General features: G+C 54.0%; 15 protein-coding genes. 4 read left to right on the plus strand and 11 right to left on the minus strand.

The genetic code is table 11. The features are described 5' to 3' along the window. Positions 1 to 73 precede the first annotated feature (73 nt). The 7 genes from ACYVHX_RS00445 to ACYVHX_RS00475 all read right to left on the minus strand — a co-directional run bounded on the left by ACYVHX_RS00445 (position 74) and on the right by ACYVHX_RS00475 (position 6,097). Positions 74 to 862, minus strand: a complete 789-nt coding sequence (locus ACYVHX_RS00445) for a M23 family metallopeptidase (RefSeq protein WP_460669622.1) — start codon at positions 860 to 862, stop codon at positions 74 to 76. Between the two features lie 87 nt (positions 863 to 949). Then, positions 950 to 1,699: a type IX secretion system protein PorG gene (gene porG, locus ACYVHX_RS00450; protein WP_460669623.1), complete on the minus strand. Its 750-nt coding sequence runs from the start codon at positions 1,697 to 1,699 to the stop codon at positions 950 to 952. Further along, the gene (locus ACYVHX_RS00455; protein ID WP_460669624.1) at positions 1,681 to 2,670 is read right to left on the minus strand and encodes an outer membrane beta-barrel protein; all 990 of its coding nucleotides are present in this window, start codon (positions 2,668 to 2,670) and stop codon (positions 1,681 to 1,683) included. The genes porG and ACYVHX_RS00455 overlap by 19 nt, the downstream gene beginning before the upstream one ends. A 198-nt stretch (positions 2,671 to 2,868) precedes the next feature. After that, positions 2,869 to 3,753: an NAD kinase gene (locus ACYVHX_RS00460; protein ID WP_460669625.1), complete on the minus strand. Its 885-nt coding sequence runs from the start codon at positions 3,751 to 3,753 to the stop codon at positions 2,869 to 2,871. Positions 3,754 to 3,844: 91 nt separating this feature from the next. Further along, on the minus strand, positions 3,845 to 4,513 hold the full coding sequence (locus tag ACYVHX_RS00465) for a CBS domain-containing protein (protein WP_460669626.1): 669 nt from the start codon (positions 4,511 to 4,513) through the stop codon (positions 3,845 to 3,847). Positions 4,514 to 4,671: 158 nt separating this feature from the next. Then, entirely contained in the window at positions 4,672 to 5,469 is a 798-nt protein-coding gene (locus ACYVHX_RS00470; protein ID WP_460669627.1) for an alpha/beta fold hydrolase, read from the minus strand. Between the two features lie 49 nt (positions 5,470 to 5,518). Beyond that, positions 5,519 to 6,097, minus strand: a complete 579-nt coding sequence (locus tag ACYVHX_RS00475) for an anthranilate synthase component II (protein WP_460669628.1) — start codon at positions 6,095 to 6,097, stop codon at positions 5,519 to 5,521. 80 nt (positions 6,098 to 6,177) lie between these two features. Between ACYVHX_RS00475 and ACYVHX_RS00480 the strand changes: the two genes are divergently transcribed. The 3 genes from ACYVHX_RS00480 to ACYVHX_RS00490 all read left to right on the plus strand — a co-directional run bounded on the left by ACYVHX_RS00480 (position 6,178) and on the right by ACYVHX_RS00490 (position 8,572). Then, entirely contained in the window at positions 6,178 to 7,458 is a 1,281-nt protein-coding gene (locus ACYVHX_RS00480) for an NAD(P)/FAD-dependent oxidoreductase (RefSeq protein WP_460669629.1), read from the plus strand. Continuing rightward, positions 7,442 to 7,594, plus strand: coding sequence for a hypothetical protein (locus tag ACYVHX_RS00485; protein ID WP_460669630.1), 153 nt, complete (start codon positions 7,442 to 7,444; stop codon positions 7,592 to 7,594). Before ACYVHX_RS00480 ends, ACYVHX_RS00485 begins: the two co-directional genes overlap by 17 nt. A 180-nt stretch (positions 7,595 to 7,774) precedes the next feature. Beyond that, positions 7,775 to 8,572 carry a hypothetical protein gene (locus ACYVHX_RS00490; RefSeq protein WP_460669631.1) on the plus strand — a complete coding sequence of 266 codons (798 nt, stop codon included), beginning with the start codon at positions 7,775 to 7,777 and terminating at the stop codon, positions 8,570 to 8,572. A 38-nt stretch (positions 8,573 to 8,610) separates the two neighbouring features. Here the strand turns inward: ACYVHX_RS00490 and ACYVHX_RS00495 are convergent, their stop codons facing one another. Genes ACYVHX_RS00495 through ACYVHX_RS00505 form a run of 3 tightly spaced genes read right to left on the minus strand, consistent with a single transcriptional unit; the run spans position 8,611 to position 11,454 of the window. Continuing rightward, positions 8,611 to 9,345 carry a hypothetical protein gene (locus tag ACYVHX_RS00495; RefSeq protein WP_460669632.1) on the minus strand — a complete coding sequence of 245 codons (735 nt, stop codon included), beginning with the start codon at positions 9,343 to 9,345 and terminating at the stop codon, positions 8,611 to 8,613. A gap of 36 nt (positions 9,346 to 9,381) precedes the next feature. Further along, positions 9,382 to 9,993 carry a hypothetical protein gene (locus ACYVHX_RS00500; RefSeq protein WP_460669633.1) on the minus strand — a complete coding sequence of 204 codons (612 nt, stop codon included), beginning with the start codon at positions 9,991 to 9,993 and terminating at the stop codon, positions 9,382 to 9,384. A gap of 36 nt (positions 9,994 to 10,029) precedes the next feature. Then, positions 10,030 to 11,454 carry a Kelch repeat-containing protein gene (locus tag ACYVHX_RS00505; protein ID WP_460669634.1) on the minus strand — a complete coding sequence of 475 codons (1,425 nt, stop codon included), beginning with the start codon at positions 11,452 to 11,454 and terminating at the stop codon, positions 10,030 to 10,032. A 190-nt stretch (positions 11,455 to 11,644) separates the two neighbouring features. Between ACYVHX_RS00505 and ACYVHX_RS00510 the strand changes: the two genes are divergently transcribed. Further along, positions 11,645 to 13,072 carry a sensor histidine kinase gene (locus ACYVHX_RS00510; protein ID WP_460669635.1) on the plus strand — a complete coding sequence of 476 codons (1,428 nt, stop codon included), beginning with the start codon at positions 11,645 to 11,647 and terminating at the stop codon, positions 13,070 to 13,072. On the opposite strand, the gene ACYVHX_RS00515 is transcribed toward ACYVHX_RS00510, so the two are convergent. Further along, complete coding sequence (locus ACYVHX_RS00515) at positions 13,025 to 13,645, minus strand: response regulator (RefSeq protein WP_460669636.1); 621 nt, start codon at positions 13,643 to 13,645, stop codon at positions 13,025 to 13,027. The two genes, ACYVHX_RS00510 and ACYVHX_RS00515, sit on opposite strands and share 48 nt — an antisense overlap. Between the last annotated feature and the right edge of the window lie 108 nt (positions 13,646 to 13,753).

Consider the following 13,753-nt stretch of genomic DNA (forward strand, 5'->3'; position numbering starts at 1 on the left):
TTGAACGGCAGAAAGGAGTTGTGAGGGGACGCCCGCGCGCCAATGAATTGCTTCGTGTCAACTCACTCACAACTCAGTTGGTGCGCGCAGTCAGGAGCCACTCGTAGGGATTTTGGGGCAGTGGCAATCCGTCGGGCTGGAGTTGCAGGTACATGATGTGCAGGTGCGTTGGCGAGCGGGCCGCGTAGGCATTGTAGCCGGTTCGGCCTACTTCGCTGATTTTCTGACCCGATTGCACCCAGTCGCCGGGCCGCACCAGCACGGCATTGTTGTGGGCGTAATACCACAGGCCGTCGAGCAGCGGATCGTAGACCCAAATCCAGTTGCCGCCCCGGTATTCCTGCCCCGGTAACCAGGCGGTTTCGATAGCCAGCACCACGCCCCCGGTCATGGCCAGCACATCGGCGGGCTGGTCGGTATTGTCGTCGATGCAATCCTGGTTGCGGTCCCGGATAAAAATATCCTGGGCCGGGTGGCTGCCGCGAACATTGTAATCAAATAAATCAAAGCCTTTGGCCCGGTACCCTTCACCGTGCGACCCGCCAATGGCATCAGGGGTGTAGTTGCGGAGTGGAAAGGAAAAATACGCGGAATGCAGCAGGCTGTCGCGACGGGCACTATCGAGTCGGAACGATTCGGCCGTACGGAATTTCACCCGTAGCCCGAGCATGATGTTACTGAAGATTTTACGGGCGGTATCGGGCAGCACGCTCTCCTCCCGAATCTGGGTGTACAGTTGCTGGAATTGCTGACACATCGAATCGACCCGGGGAATGTCGGAGCCGGCCCAGGCGATGGATTGCGACGAAGCCGAATTTGATAATCCAATCCACAAAGCGCTTAGGATGCCGACCCACCGCATAGTTTCCCAAAATCCTGATTTCACGTTAAATGGTTGTATTCAATCGCTTTTAAGAGCGAAAAATAAGCAAAAAACTCGGAAACACGCTTATTCAGGACAGGTAATCCGGTAGAAACGGTAGGTCAGCATGAGGCCAATGTAGGTGTAACTGTCTTTGGAATCGGGATTGCCATTCAGCAATTTATTGGTGCTGCCAAAGGTGTTCGGACCAAAGTTATCCAGGTAATCGGAACCGGAAAACCGGGTGCCGTATTCCAGCCCCAGGCTCCAGGGGCGTTTGAACTCGTACTTGACGCCCACACCCAGCGGGAAATTAAACAACGATTTCCGCTGATAACCGGGATTGCTCGGGTTGGTTTTAAACGTAAACAGGCCCAGCCCGCCAAACACGTACGGCGTCCAGTTTTTCACTTTGCGCAGACTCGAATAATTCAGGAAATTGTATTCCATGAGCACGTTCATCTCCCGGATGTTGGTCTTAAACGCCAGCCCGCGCGCCTGTTGAAAGGCATCGTTAAACCGCTTGTCGTCACCGGCAATCTGACCAATGCCCGCATTGAACCGCACCGTAAAGGGCTGGCTGACGTTGTAGCGCACGAGCAGATTGCCCGCCGGGCGAATGTTGGCGGGAATCAGGCTGGGAGCCAGATCGCCCTTGTACACCAGACCGCCCAGCCCTCCGCCCACTTCCCAGGTCGACTGCGCCCGCGCTGCGAAACCAGACAGCACGAACAAACTGACCGTTAGCCAGAAAACCGCCCGAAACCGGTTTCCCAACGGGCCGAAAAATTCGAAACGAGAAAGGAAAAAATCAGGCTTTATTTGATCGGTGGGCATTTAATTCGTGGCGTCAGAACGTAGTGTATCTGAAAACTGATGGTCATGTAGCCATCATTGAACAGGCCGTTGGCACCCCGTGCGTTGTACGTCGGATCGTTGCTGATGGCCGTCAGCGGGTCGGGGGTGTTTAAATAACTTTGCAAATCCGCAACGCGGTCGCCCCCTTTCCGGGCGGCTACCGGCTCCAGTCGGCGGTCGGACATAACCCGGGATAGATCATCTTTCAGGATGGTCGGGTCGGGATACGCTCCCCCCGCATCATCCAGGTAGTCGGTTGTGGTATAGCGGTAATTGATTTCACCCGCCAGATCAAACCGGTCGTTGAGTTTATAGCGAACACCCAGCCCCACCGGAATCGCCAGCGTCATCAGCGAGTACGGTTTTACGCCGTTCTGCCCCTGCCCCTCGGTGCCGAGCGGTTGCAGTTTCACCCACCGTTGTTCGGTGTCGTCGGGCGTAGTGCCAAAACCGACCGGCGTGCGGGCTTCCGGGCTGTGGGCCACGGCGGCCAGTCCCAGCGTAATATAAGGGGTGAGTTTGGCCCGGTAGTTCGGATTGCGTCCGTCCGGTACAAACTGATAAATCCCGCTCAGGGCAAATTCTTTCAGATCGTTGCGAAAATGCAGGTTCCGGACGTACTGAATAATGCCGGAATTGAGGTCTTTGCGGTTGTAGGTGTAATCGTCGCCCGCAATGCGCACCCAGTTGAACGAAGCCCGAGCCGCCAGCCGGGGCGTAAAATGCCGGGTATACATGGCGCCGGCATTCCAGCGCATCATGATAAACGTTGATTTTATGGGTTTGCGGTACCCGGCAATCTCCCCATAATAACTGGCGGTTCCCAGCCCCAATCCCACTTCCGAGTACGGCACGAATGGATTTCGCCCGTTTTGTGCCTGTCCATCAAGCGGCTGCAACGCCAGACAGGTCGCAGCAAGTACACTGGTAATCAGTAGGTTATTCTTCATGTTTCTTTGCTTACTACCGCGCCGGAAAACCGGGCCTCTGATTCATCTCGTTGGATTCGATCGGCCAGGATCAAGCTCCTCCTCTGAAACGTGTTCGTTTGGTGTTTTATTGGGTCATTGGGTAAAACTGTTCCGGAATTAGCGTTAAAATTGCCGGTTGCCGCCCTAAAACCGCGATCTCCTGCCCAGGCGTCTTGCTTAATTGCGGATGTCCCACCCCCAGCTGAGTTTGCTCCGCAGGGTATTCAGGAACGTATCGTCGCTCATTTTGACCAGTCGGGCCACAAATTCTTCTTTCCGAACGCTCAGTCGGGTGCCGGTATTGACGGTACGAAACCGGGAATCGACCGAAACCAGAAAGGTGTTGCTTCGGCTCTCGACTTCGAAGGAGAGCTGCGACGAATCCGGCACTACCATCGGCCGCACGTTCAGGTTGTGCGGGCTGATGGGTGTGACAATAAAATTGCTGTTGTGGGGCAGCAGCAGAGGCCCTCCGCAACTCAGTGAATAACCGGTTGAACCGGTCGCGGTTGAAATGATCAGGCCATCAGCCCAGTAGGAATTCAGAAAATCACCGTTGAGATACGTATGAACCGTAATCATCGATGAGGTTTCGGTTTTGGTGATTGTCACGTCGTTTAAGCCGAACGGCACGCCATCGAACAAATCTTCGTCGGATTGCAGGTTGACCAGCGTTCGTTCATCAAGCCGGTATTCGCCACGGTCCAGCGCCTGCAGCAGTTTGGGCAGGGACTCCGGATTTTCGGGCGAGATTGTGGTCAGAAAACCCAGCCGGCCGATGTTGATCCCGACAATCGGGATGTTCCGCGGCCCAACATGGGTGAGCACTTCGAGCAGGGTGCCGTCACCACCAAGGCTGAACGCAAAATCGGCGTCGAAGATCGTTTGATACGAGGAATACGTTGACGTGGTATGGTGATTGATCCCGGCGGAATCCAGGAATAGACGGTAGATTTCTGAGAGTTGCACTTCTATCTGTCGCCGGGCCAGTTCATCAAACATCGATTGGATGAACGGTGTAGCCAGTTCGACAACATTACGCCCGTGAATAGCAATTTTCATAAAATCGGCAGTCAGTTCGTCAGTCAGATTGCAAAGATGAAAGAAAAGTCCAATAATTCTGACATTGACAGCGAACAGATTGGCGGTTGGATCAGGAATCCAGATACCGGAGCAGCAAATCAAGCCGGCCCTGGTCGATGGTTTCGATGGGCGTATTGGCAAAAGCCGCTTCGATGGTGTACCCAAACCGCTCGAGCGTGGCCACCACCGACGTTATGTCTTTGCGGTTGAGTTTAAGGGTCAATCGTGATTTATCGGGCATTCCGTAGGCGGCTCCCGCGAAATAACTGCTGATGATCCGGACGTTGTTCGATTCGACCAGGCGGCTGATTTCGGCCATGGAATAATCGCGTTCGTTGATCGAAAGAATCAGAATGGCCCCGGCTTCCTGAATTCCCAGCAATTGCGCAAACTGTTTGAGCAATTCACCGGACGATACCGTTCCCATGAACTCCTGCTCTTCGTTGACCACCGCCAACACCTGCAGGCGGTGTTCGGTAATCAAGCTGAGCAGTTCGTAAAGGTGTTGATTTTCGTGGACTGACAGATGCTCGAAAAGCCGCATCACCTCACTCAGCTGGTGGGTATCGTCGGGAACGTCCAGCAGCAGATCTTCATTGACCAGTCCTTTGTACTGTCCCTGATCAACCACCGCCAGCTGGCCCACGCGGTGTTCCTGCATCCAGTCGAGGGCCTGCCCAACGGTATCCGTCGGCTTCAGGGCCGGTATCATCGGGTCTATTAATTCAGAGGCCAGCATGGTGTCGGAAGTTTACTAAACTGTCTGCTGTTTTTCAGCCAGCCGCTTCAAGCCGTTCGGAAGACCTACCCGGTACGGTTCTGGCAAAGACAGTATAGCTGAAAACTAAGAAATTTCCGTTAGAGTTTCAAAATCTTTCCGGAAATTTCTCAGTTTCCTCAGGCAACGGTCAGATCGCCCTGCCGACTCGTCGCGCTCAGGGGTTGTTTCTCCAGCCACTCCGTTAACAGGGCGTTAAACCGGTCGGGGTGCTCCATCATGGGTGCATGACAACATTTATCAATAAAGTGCAATTCGGAGTTCGGAATCAGCCGGTTGAATTCGTGGGCTACTTCCGGTGGTGTAATGGTATCATTCAGTCCCCAGATCAGCAGGGTCGGAACGGTAATGCGCTGAATCTCCTTGGCAACGTTATTGCGCTGCGCCGACTTGGCAATGGCCACAATCCGCAGGCATTTCGGAATGCTGTTGGTAATCTCGAATACTTCGTCGATCAGCTCTTTGGTTGCCACCTTCGGGTCGTAAAACGTGTAGGCAACGCGCTCGGCAATGTAATCGTAGCTTCCCCGCTTCGGATAAGAACCGCCCATCCCGTTTTCGAATAAACCGGAACTCCCCGTCAAAACCAGCCGGTTTACCATCTCCGGATGTTTCAGGGTATACAATAACCCGACGTGACCGCCCAGCGAGTTGCCGAGCAAGGTCAGGTTGTTCAGGTTTTTAAACGCCAGAAAACCTTCAATAAAATTCACTAATCCTTCTAGCCCGGCTTCCCGGATCGGCATTTCATAAATGGGCATCACCGGAATCACCACCCGATACCGGTCAGAAAAGGCGCTAATCACGCCATCCCAGTTACTCAAAGCTCCGAATAATCCATGAAGTAAAAGCAATACATCGCCTTGTCCTTCATCTATGTAGCGGTAGTTCCCTTCGGTCCGAACACGATAGTTCATAGCGGTCTTGGTTTTGTCGTAGAAAAATTAGAAAAGTACAATGAAATAGTCAGTATTTTGTCGTTTTAACAAAGGTAATCCAATTTTTTAATATTTCCAGACCCTGTTGGGTCAAGGCTGCTTCGGGATGAAACTGAATCCCCCAAATGGGCAGCGCCCGGTGCCGGAACGCCATATTCTCGCCGGTTTCCGTCGCAGCCAGCGGGATCAGTCCGGCAGGCAGGTCGGTCAACACCAGCGAATGGTAGCGCGTCACCCTCAGTTCGTCGGGCAGGTTGGTCCACAAAACATCCTCGGCCTGTTTTCTGATCACCGATACTTTCCCGTGCATGGGTTTGGCTGCCTTTACCAGACGCGCCCCCAGGTGCTCGCCCAGCGCCTGATGGCCTAAACAAACACCCAGTATCGGCAGTTGCTCGTAATAATGATCGATCACGTTCATCAGACAACCGGCTTGCCGGGGCGTTCCGGGACCAGGCGACAGCACCAGCCCGTCGTACGATTCCGCCGTAATTTCGGCCAGCGGAACCGTATTCCGCACCACCCGGCAGGTTGCCCCGGCCTGCTTCAGGTAATCAACCAGCATATGGGTGAACGAATCAATATTGTCCAGAACGAGTAGATGCATGTACTTAGTAAACTAAAACCGCAAAAATAATAACGCTATCCGGTAAGCTGTATTTTTGCACAAAATAGACCTCCGTTCCGATGCAGTCGAAACCCACTGTAGTGATTGTAGGCGCTGGCATGGCCGGCCTGACCTGCGCCGTTTACCTCCGCCGGGCCGGTATTGAGGCCACCTTGCTGGAAGCCTCCGACGGCGTGGGTGGTCGCGTCCGCACTGACGTGATCGACGGTTTTCGGCTCGACCGGGGCTTTCAGATCCTGCTGACGGCCTACCCCGAAGCCCGGCGCCTGCTCGATTACGGCGCCCTGAATCTGCAACGGTTCCGGCCCGGCGCGCTCATCCACGAATCCACCGGCCCCACGTCCGGCCACTGGCTGCCGTTCATCAATCCGCTGCGCGAACCCTCCGGATTGTTCCAGACGTTGGCGTCAGGAGCCGGAACGTTCAGCGACAAACTGCGGGTCGTCGAGCTGATGCGGCAGGTGGCGGGATTGTCGACCCCGGATTTCTTTCATCAACAGGCAACCGATACCGAGACGTTCCTGGAGGAAGCCGGTTTTTCGGAGCAGATCATCAACCGATTTTTCCGGCCGTTTTTCGGCGGCATTTTTCTGGAAGATGCGCTGGCTACCTCCAGCAATTTCTTCCAGTTCTGTTTCAAAAATTTTTACGAGGGCGATGCGGCCCTGCCGGCGGCTGGCATGGAGGCCATTCCGCAGCAACTGGCCGGGCGACTGAATTCCGCGCAAATCCGATTGAACACGCCGGTGCAGCAAATCCGGGACACGACGGTTTTGCTGGCAAACGGCGAAACCCTTCGGGCGGATGCGGTGGTGCTGGCCGTCGATGCCGCAGCCGCCAGCCGCCTGCTCGGCACCGAAAAACCGGATCGCTCCTATAACCACACCACCAATACCTATTTCACGGCCAGCCAGCCCCCCCGCCCCCACCATCCCCGGTCCGAAAAATTACTGTTGCTGAATGCCAACCGGCAGTCGGTGGTTCATAACCTTGCCATTCTGAGCGATGTGGCGCCCGCCTACGCGCCCGGCGGTCAGGCCCTCATCTCGGTCAGCACGCAGGGACTGGAAGTGGTGAATGAAAAAGCGCTGACGGAGCGCATCCGGAAAGAACTGGCCGGCTGGTTTGGCCCGGAAGTGGAACACTGGCGCTGGCTGAAAACCTATCACCTTCCGGAAGCGCTGCCCGCATACGGTCCGGACGCCCAACACCTTCCGCTGCAAAAGGCCGAACGACTTTACCAGTGCGGGGACCAAACCGCCTATCCATCGCTCAACGCGGCCATGCAAACCGGGCGGCAGGTAGCCGAACTGATTATTGCTCATGAATCCGTTGCCTAGCCGGTTTACGGTTATCCGGTTTACGGTTTTCAGTTTTCGGTGTCCGGCTTTCGCCGGGCCGACGTTTCGCCGGGCCGACGTTTCGGTGGCTGACGCCTTCAATCTTAAATATCGAATATTGAATAACGAATATTGAATAACGAATAAGGAGCGTTAAGGAGCCAGCTCCGGTGGGGTGGCGCTCCGGCAGCCTACCGAAACGTCGGCCCGGCGAAACGTCGGCCCGGCGAAAACCGGATACCGAAAACTGAAAACCGTAAACCGTATCCCGAAAACCGGATAACCGTAAACCAACTCCCATCCCTATATTTGCCGAATGCGTTGGTTAGTTCGCGTTTTCGTTTTTCTGCTGATTGTTCCACTGGCCTATTTTGCGACCTTCCCGCAAATCTTTCGCTGTCAATGGATTGGTCATTCATCGGAGTTTCAGCGCTTAACACCCGCCATCTGGGTGGACAAAACGACGCCGGACCGCCAGCGGGTTTACCTGATTTTTGAAATCAACGAGGCCCGAAAACGGCTCAAAGACCTGTGGGGCCACTCCGTTCAGAGCCACGCAACGATTATCTTTTGCCAGACGCCCGAACAATATAAGCGGTATTGCCAGGATGGCGAAGGGGCCGGATGCAGCCTCGGAACGCCCTGGGGCGACTCCTGGATCATCATCAACCCCTACGGGCGGAATCCCGACGTGCTGGCCCACGAAATGTGCCACGACGAACTGTTTATGCGCCTGGGCTGGCTGAAAACCCAGCGCCAGATTCCGCAGTGGTTCAACGAGGGACTGGCGCTGATGATCGACCAGCGGTTTTCAGGCAGCACCGACAGCCTGCGTCGTTACGACGAATTTCAGGATCACTGGCAGCAACAGTCACACGGTCAGCAGATGGTTTTGGAGTTGAAGGAACTGGAATCACTGGGCGGTTTTTTCTCCGGCAGCTCCGACCGCGTCATGCTGGCCTACATGACCGCCGGTCGGGAGGTGTCGCGCTGGCTGTCGGTAGTGGGTCGGAGCGGTTTGCGGAAGCTGGTGGATGCGGTTCAGAAAGGTGACGATTTTGAAGCTACCTATCAGCGGCTGGAACACGAAGCAAAAACCGGTGGTGGACGTTAATCGCATCGAAATCTTTTGACGGATCAACGTCCACTTTGCTATTTTTCCTGGGAGATGTCTACACCTTCCAGAATGTATTTTCGATTTTCACTCTGGCCTTGATCCAGCTGAAAAGCCACTTTGGGATTGAAGGGGACTGCATAGGGCGGCCTTGTACCACCAATGGTAGCCAGTGGCTGATTAGGCAAATTAACAGTTGAATCAGCCGTAATAATATTCAAATTGTATGTTTTAGTACGCAGATCAATTTCAACGAAAACCGAATGTTCTTTTTTTAAATTAATCGGCCTACTAACCCTTCCCTCGTCAGTGGAAATGTCGCTGACATTCTTAACGCTGTCATTTCCGTAAAAATACAACCTCACCAAAACGATTCCGGCTCCGTTTGTAATATCGGTCTGGACAAATTCTTCCAGAAAACCGGTGTTGTGATACTGAGCGGCCCAGGAAAATAGCAGCTTCCTGTCTGAAGTTATTGGAATCCCTATAAATTCCACCCAACCAGTATGGCGTGTCGGTTGACCCGAAATTGGTATTTGAGATATATGCAAGGCTTTATCGCCAGCAATAACTGAGTTTTGAACCCGAATCCTGGGCGCCATAGACCTATCGTATCGAATCATATCCCCGACAGGATCGCCCGGCAGTGTGGTGTTGGGTTCAGCGCCTACGGAGTCATTTTCAAAGGTTGCTACCAGTACCTTGGTCCGGCCACAGGAACAGAGGATGAAAGCCGTCACAAGCAGCCAGAAAATATTGACTTTGTTCTTCATGACCCGAAAAAGTAAGTGTAGAGTAGATTGGTTCTGTTAATACGTACTGATCTTCTTCGCCAACTGATCGCCGTCTTCCCAGATGCGAGCCTGATTGACCGGAATAAGCTGGGTGTCCCTGTCGTCACCGGTTTTCTGTGTCAGGGTTTCGCCCGCCTGAAAGTTTACAATACCGCCCGGGCTGACCTCCCCCGATATGACATCCAGTGATTTGTACGCAATCCCGCCATCGATCCCGCTAACTTCCAGAAAAAGAGTAAACTTATTTCCTGATCCCGACAAAAAACCGCCTTTGCCGGTGCCCGTATCCGAACTGGCCGCGCTTTTGAAATCGACCTGAACCACATCGCCCTGCTGCTGGTAAAACCGGTATTTGTAGTTGGAAATAATCCGCCCCTTCCGGTAACTGTCTTTCTCACTGTAGGGACTCAACAACCGCTTCGGGCTGATTTCATAAACACCTTCGATGTTGGGTGGCGACGACCCTTCGTTAATGCTTATCCCCTTCGCTTTCAGGTCGTTCAGGGTTGCCTGCGGCACGATGGTCTGGATTTTAGCCGAAAGCCCACTGGTGGGTTCGGTGTCTTTTTTACAGGCTATTACGCTGAGAAACAGAGCAATCTTCAGAAAATGCAGACGAACTTTCATGGTAAAACCGGTTTTGAAAGGTGTGAATTGTGTTCATTATTTCTTCACAAACTCATAGAGTTTGCCCATTTCCTCCTTGTCGCAGGTGGTTAGTTTGGAAAGCGATTTGGTGTTGCTAATCAGCGCGAAAACCCGGTCTCCGACGTGTACCATACTTAAACCGCTTTCGGGATACGCGTCACACTCTTTGGGATACGGCAGCAGATTGGTTAGTTGAGGGGTTACTTTGAGCGGGTCCAGCGTCAGAACGATCGGCATCACACCATCCCGGTATTTCTGGCCCGTCCAGGTATTGTAGTCCACAATTTTATCACTGCTGAATCCGAGGGTTTTCGAACTGCTGCCCGCGCTGAGGTAATCCCGGGTGGATGCGGTTGTCCATTTGTCCGTTGCCGGGTCATACGAAAGCGTGGCTATCGGCTGACCCGGCTCAGAAGCTCCGATGACCAGCCCCTTGCCGTTTATACTGGCTCCGATAGAACCGCTTGATAAAGGACCGGTCAGATCGCCTTTCTGCGTCCATTTGTCGGATGAAATCGTGTATTCCCACACCTTCTTCACAAAACCGGCCGAACTGCTATGCCCCGCAAAATAGGCCTTGTCGCCAATCACGAAAGCCGCTGTTCCATAGGGATCGAATCCGGTAGGCAAAGCCCCTTTGACCGACCATTTGTTGGCAACCGGATCAAACTCATGGACGTTGGCTTTCACATCATTTGGTGTCGGACCAACCGCCGCCGGGAAAAAGATCTTTCCGTTGGCGACCAGGGGTCGAATGGGCGGAAAGAAAATCGCCGATTGCGTAAAAGTGGTTTTAGCTTTTTCCGTCCAGCGATTGCTGGCGGGATCATATTCCCAGGCATCATAATACCGTTGTGTAGTACTGTACCCTCCTAACAGGTAAACTTTATCGTTCACGGCTACTAACCAGAAATCATTGCGTGGATCGGTCGGAAATTTGGCCCGTTCGACCCAGGTTCCACTCAATTCACCGGTGGCTGCTGCTGCGGTACCGGTTTTCACCTGCGCCACCGCGCCGTAACCGGTTCCCTTGTCGTTGGTGGCGTAGGCCCGGGCGTAGTAGGTCGTGTTGGCGTCCAAACCGGTCAGCTTGCCCGTGATCGTCAGCGGAAACGGTCCGGCGGTGGCTCCGAGTTCGGTTTTGCTGTCGGCGGTAGTGGGCGTCTGGCTGGTTTTGCTGTAGACAAAACCGTGTTGACTGATGGCTGCCCCCCCGTTCCCATCGATCACGGCCGAGAGGGTGGCCGTGGTTGATGAAATACCGGACGTGGCCGGGGCCGTTGCGGTGGTGAGCGTCGGTGCGGTAGAGGTTCCCGTAACAGCGGTGTTGCTGCCGGGATTGGTCGAACCGCCGGGCGTCACGGGCTCAGGCGACTTTTTACATTGGAACAGGGTAAAAATAACTACGACCACTAGTGTGAGATACGTGAGCTGCTTCATGGCGGAATACAAGTCGGAAAGCGGTTTTTTGTTAAAACTTTCCCAAATGTAAGTGGACCTGGTACCCCCGTCAATCCCATGATGATGGGACTGGATAAACCCTTCCCGATCGCGTAGAATTACGTATTTTTGCGCGTGATAGATGGCTAACGCTCAGTTCTTTGTAGCTTGTCATTCCATTCAATTCACCATGAATCGCCCGATCGACTACCCCAGCCTGCGCGTATTTCTGGATGGCATGCTTTGCATGATGCTGGTCTACATCCTCATTTCGTACGTATGGCACCGCAAACCGCTTTATCTGTTGTATAGCGCCTACATTGTCAACCTGTTAGTGTATTTTCAGCTAAACGATCTGTGCCACTTTTATCTGGATACCAACGCTTCAACTGAGCAGATAAACCGGGCCTTGCTGATCGAAAGCGTTGTCCAGTGCGTTTCGTTCATTATTTACGGCCGGTTTGCCATTGTCTTGATGGATTTAAAGACCAACGATCGGGTTAGCGTCCGGCTGATCAACCTGATTGCCACCCTGGCCCTGGTGCTGATTGCCGCGGATGTGCTTGGTTTTCTGATCGGCACCACCGACAATCCGGTTCAGCAGGGTTTCCATACCGCGAGTCGGTATATCGTGTGTTTCTGTGCACTGGCCACCGTCCCCCGCATTCTTCGGTTGCGGAAACCCGTTGTTTCCTATTTTATCACCGGAACGCTGTTTTACGTGTCAGGCGCCTTGCTGGGGCTGGTCATGTACCATTTTGGCTGGGACAGCCGCCAGCCCGCTTTTCCGTTCACCTTCCCCATGATTCCGATGCAAACCGGGGTGGTTCTGGAAACCATCTGCATCACCATCGGAATTTCGCTGCTGAACCGGAAAACCGAGCAGGATAAAATTCAATTTCAGACTCAGTTGATTGAACAGCTGCGGGAAAACGAGCGGAAGCAACGCCAGCTCCAGCATATCCGCGATGACATTGCCCGCGACCTGCACGACGAAATTGGTTCCGACCTGAGTGGGATCAGCATTCTGAGTGAGGTGGCCGCCCGGCAAATCGACGACCAGCCCGACCGGGTCCGGGCAGCCCTGAACACCATTGGCGAAACCGCTCAGAACGTCATGTCGGCCATGCGCGAGATCATCTGGAGCCTGAACTCAACGCAGGATTCGATGGAACACCTGAGCCTGCGCCTGAAAGAAACCGCCTATACCTTGTTTGAATACACCCCGGTTGACGTGAAGCTGTCGTTTCAGAAGAACGTACCGCTTACTTTACTGGCGACCCGGCACCGGCGCGATTTTCTGCTCGCTTACAAGGAGATTCTGCACAACGTCATCCGGCACGCGCAGGCCCGTGAAGTGTCGATCAGTCTGCAAATCGTTGGTGAGACCCTCTGGCTGGTCGTTCGGGACGATGGCATTGGCTTTGACCCGCTGCTCCGGCGCTCCGGCAACGGTTTGACCAATCTGCACCAACGCATCTCGCAGCTGGGTGGCCAGCTTGGTGTTCAATCGCAACCAGGCCGGGGAACAACAATAACCGTACGGTGCCCGGTTTTTAGGGACGAACCTTCAGCGCCGGTAACGGGCGATAGCCTCCGTGACGGAATGAACGTGTAGTTTTTCGTAAATTCGTTTTACGTGGGTCCGCACCGTTTCAATGCTGATTCCGGCTTCAACCGCCACCAGTTTGTAGCTTAATCCTTCCGCCAGCAGCGAAAGCACCTGGGTTTCGCGTTTGGTGAGTTGGGCCATTTCTTCGGAAATCGCGGGTGGGCGCAGTGAGAGCAACACCCGCCGGGCAATGGCGGGCGACATCGGCGCTCCGCCGTTATACACTTCGCTGATCGCTTCCATGATGCGGGCGGGGGCGGTTTTCTTCAGCAAATACCCGGTTGCTCCGGCGCTCAACGCCTGAAAAACCCGCTCGTCGTCATCAAAAACCGTAAGCATCAACACATCCACCAGGGCAAACCGGCTGCGTATTTTCATCACCGCCTGAATACCATCCTGACCCGGCATTTCAATATCCATCAGCACCACATCGGGCGCGAGCTCACCGACCTGCTTTTCAACCTGGAGGGTATCTTCAAAAGCGCCAGCCAACACAAAACCGGGCGTGCTCTCCGTCAGAAAAGAAAGCGCTTCGCGCAACGTATGATTATCTTCATAAATCAGGACACGGATTGGCATAACGGCACGGGTCACAAGGTTTGCGGTGCAAAATAACCAAGGATGCAATACCGAACCACCCCATAATCATGGGAGATTGGCCGGCGCTGTTAGCAATCCAGTCCGTAA

Source organism: Larkinella ripae (assembly GCF_054780775.1).

What these genes read in the sequence shown, in the direction of transcription:
- ACYVHX_RS00470 (WP_460669627.1), bottom strand. Translation starts at nt 5,469, where the DNA reads ATGAACTATCGTGTTCGGACCGAAGGGAACTACCGCTACATAGATGAA.
- porG (WP_460669623.1), bottom strand. Translation starts at nt 1,699, where the DNA reads ATGCCCACCGATCAAATAAAGCCTGATTTTTTCCTTTCTCGTTTCGAA.
- ACYVHX_RS00490 (WP_460669631.1), top strand. Translation starts at nt 7,775, where the DNA reads ATGCGTTGGTTAGTTCGCGTTTTCGTTTTTCTGCTGATTGTTCCACTG.
- ACYVHX_RS00500 (WP_460669633.1), bottom strand. Translation starts at nt 9,993, where the DNA reads ATGAAAGTTCGTCTGCATTTTCTGAAGATTGCTCTGTTTCTCAGCGTA.
- ACYVHX_RS00495 (WP_460669632.1), bottom strand. Translation starts at nt 9,345, where the DNA reads ATGAAGAACAAAGTCAATATTTTCTGGCTGCTTGTGACGGCTTTCATC.
- ACYVHX_RS00515 (WP_460669636.1), bottom strand. Translation starts at nt 13,645, where the DNA reads ATGCCAATCCGTGTCCTGATTTATGAAGATAATCATACGTTGCGCGAA.
- ACYVHX_RS00475 (WP_460669628.1), bottom strand. Translation starts at nt 6,097, where the DNA reads ATGCATCTACTCGTTCTGGACAATATTGATTCGTTCACCCATATGCTG.
- ACYVHX_RS00445 (WP_460669622.1), bottom strand. Translation starts at nt 862, where the DNA reads ATGCGGTGGGTCGGCATCCTAAGCGCTTTGTGGATTGGATTATCAAAT.
- ACYVHX_RS00480 (WP_460669629.1), top strand. Translation starts at nt 6,178, where the DNA reads ATGCAGTCGAAACCCACTGTAGTGATTGTAGGCGCTGGCATGGCCGGC.
- ACYVHX_RS00510 (WP_460669635.1), top strand. Translation starts at nt 11,645, where the DNA reads ATGAATCGCCCGATCGACTACCCCAGCCTGCGCGTATTTCTGGATGGC.
- ACYVHX_RS00460 (WP_460669625.1), bottom strand. Translation starts at nt 3,753, where the DNA reads ATGAAAATTGCTATTCACGGGCGTAATGTTGTCGAACTGGCTACACCG.
- ACYVHX_RS00505 (WP_460669634.1), bottom strand. Translation starts at nt 11,454, where the DNA reads ATGAAGCAGCTCACGTATCTCACACTAGTGGTCGTAGTTATTTTTACC.
- ACYVHX_RS00465 (WP_460669626.1), bottom strand. Translation starts at nt 4,513, where the DNA reads ATGCTGGCCTCTGAATTAATAGACCCGATGATACCGGCCCTGAAGCCG.
- ACYVHX_RS00485 (WP_460669630.1), top strand. Translation starts at nt 7,442, where the DNA reads ATGAATCCGTTGCCTAGCCGGTTTACGGTTATCCGGTTTACGGTTTTC.
- ACYVHX_RS00455 (WP_460669624.1), bottom strand. Translation starts at nt 2,670, where the DNA reads ATGAAGAATAACCTACTGATTACCAGTGTACTTGCTGCGACCTGTCTG.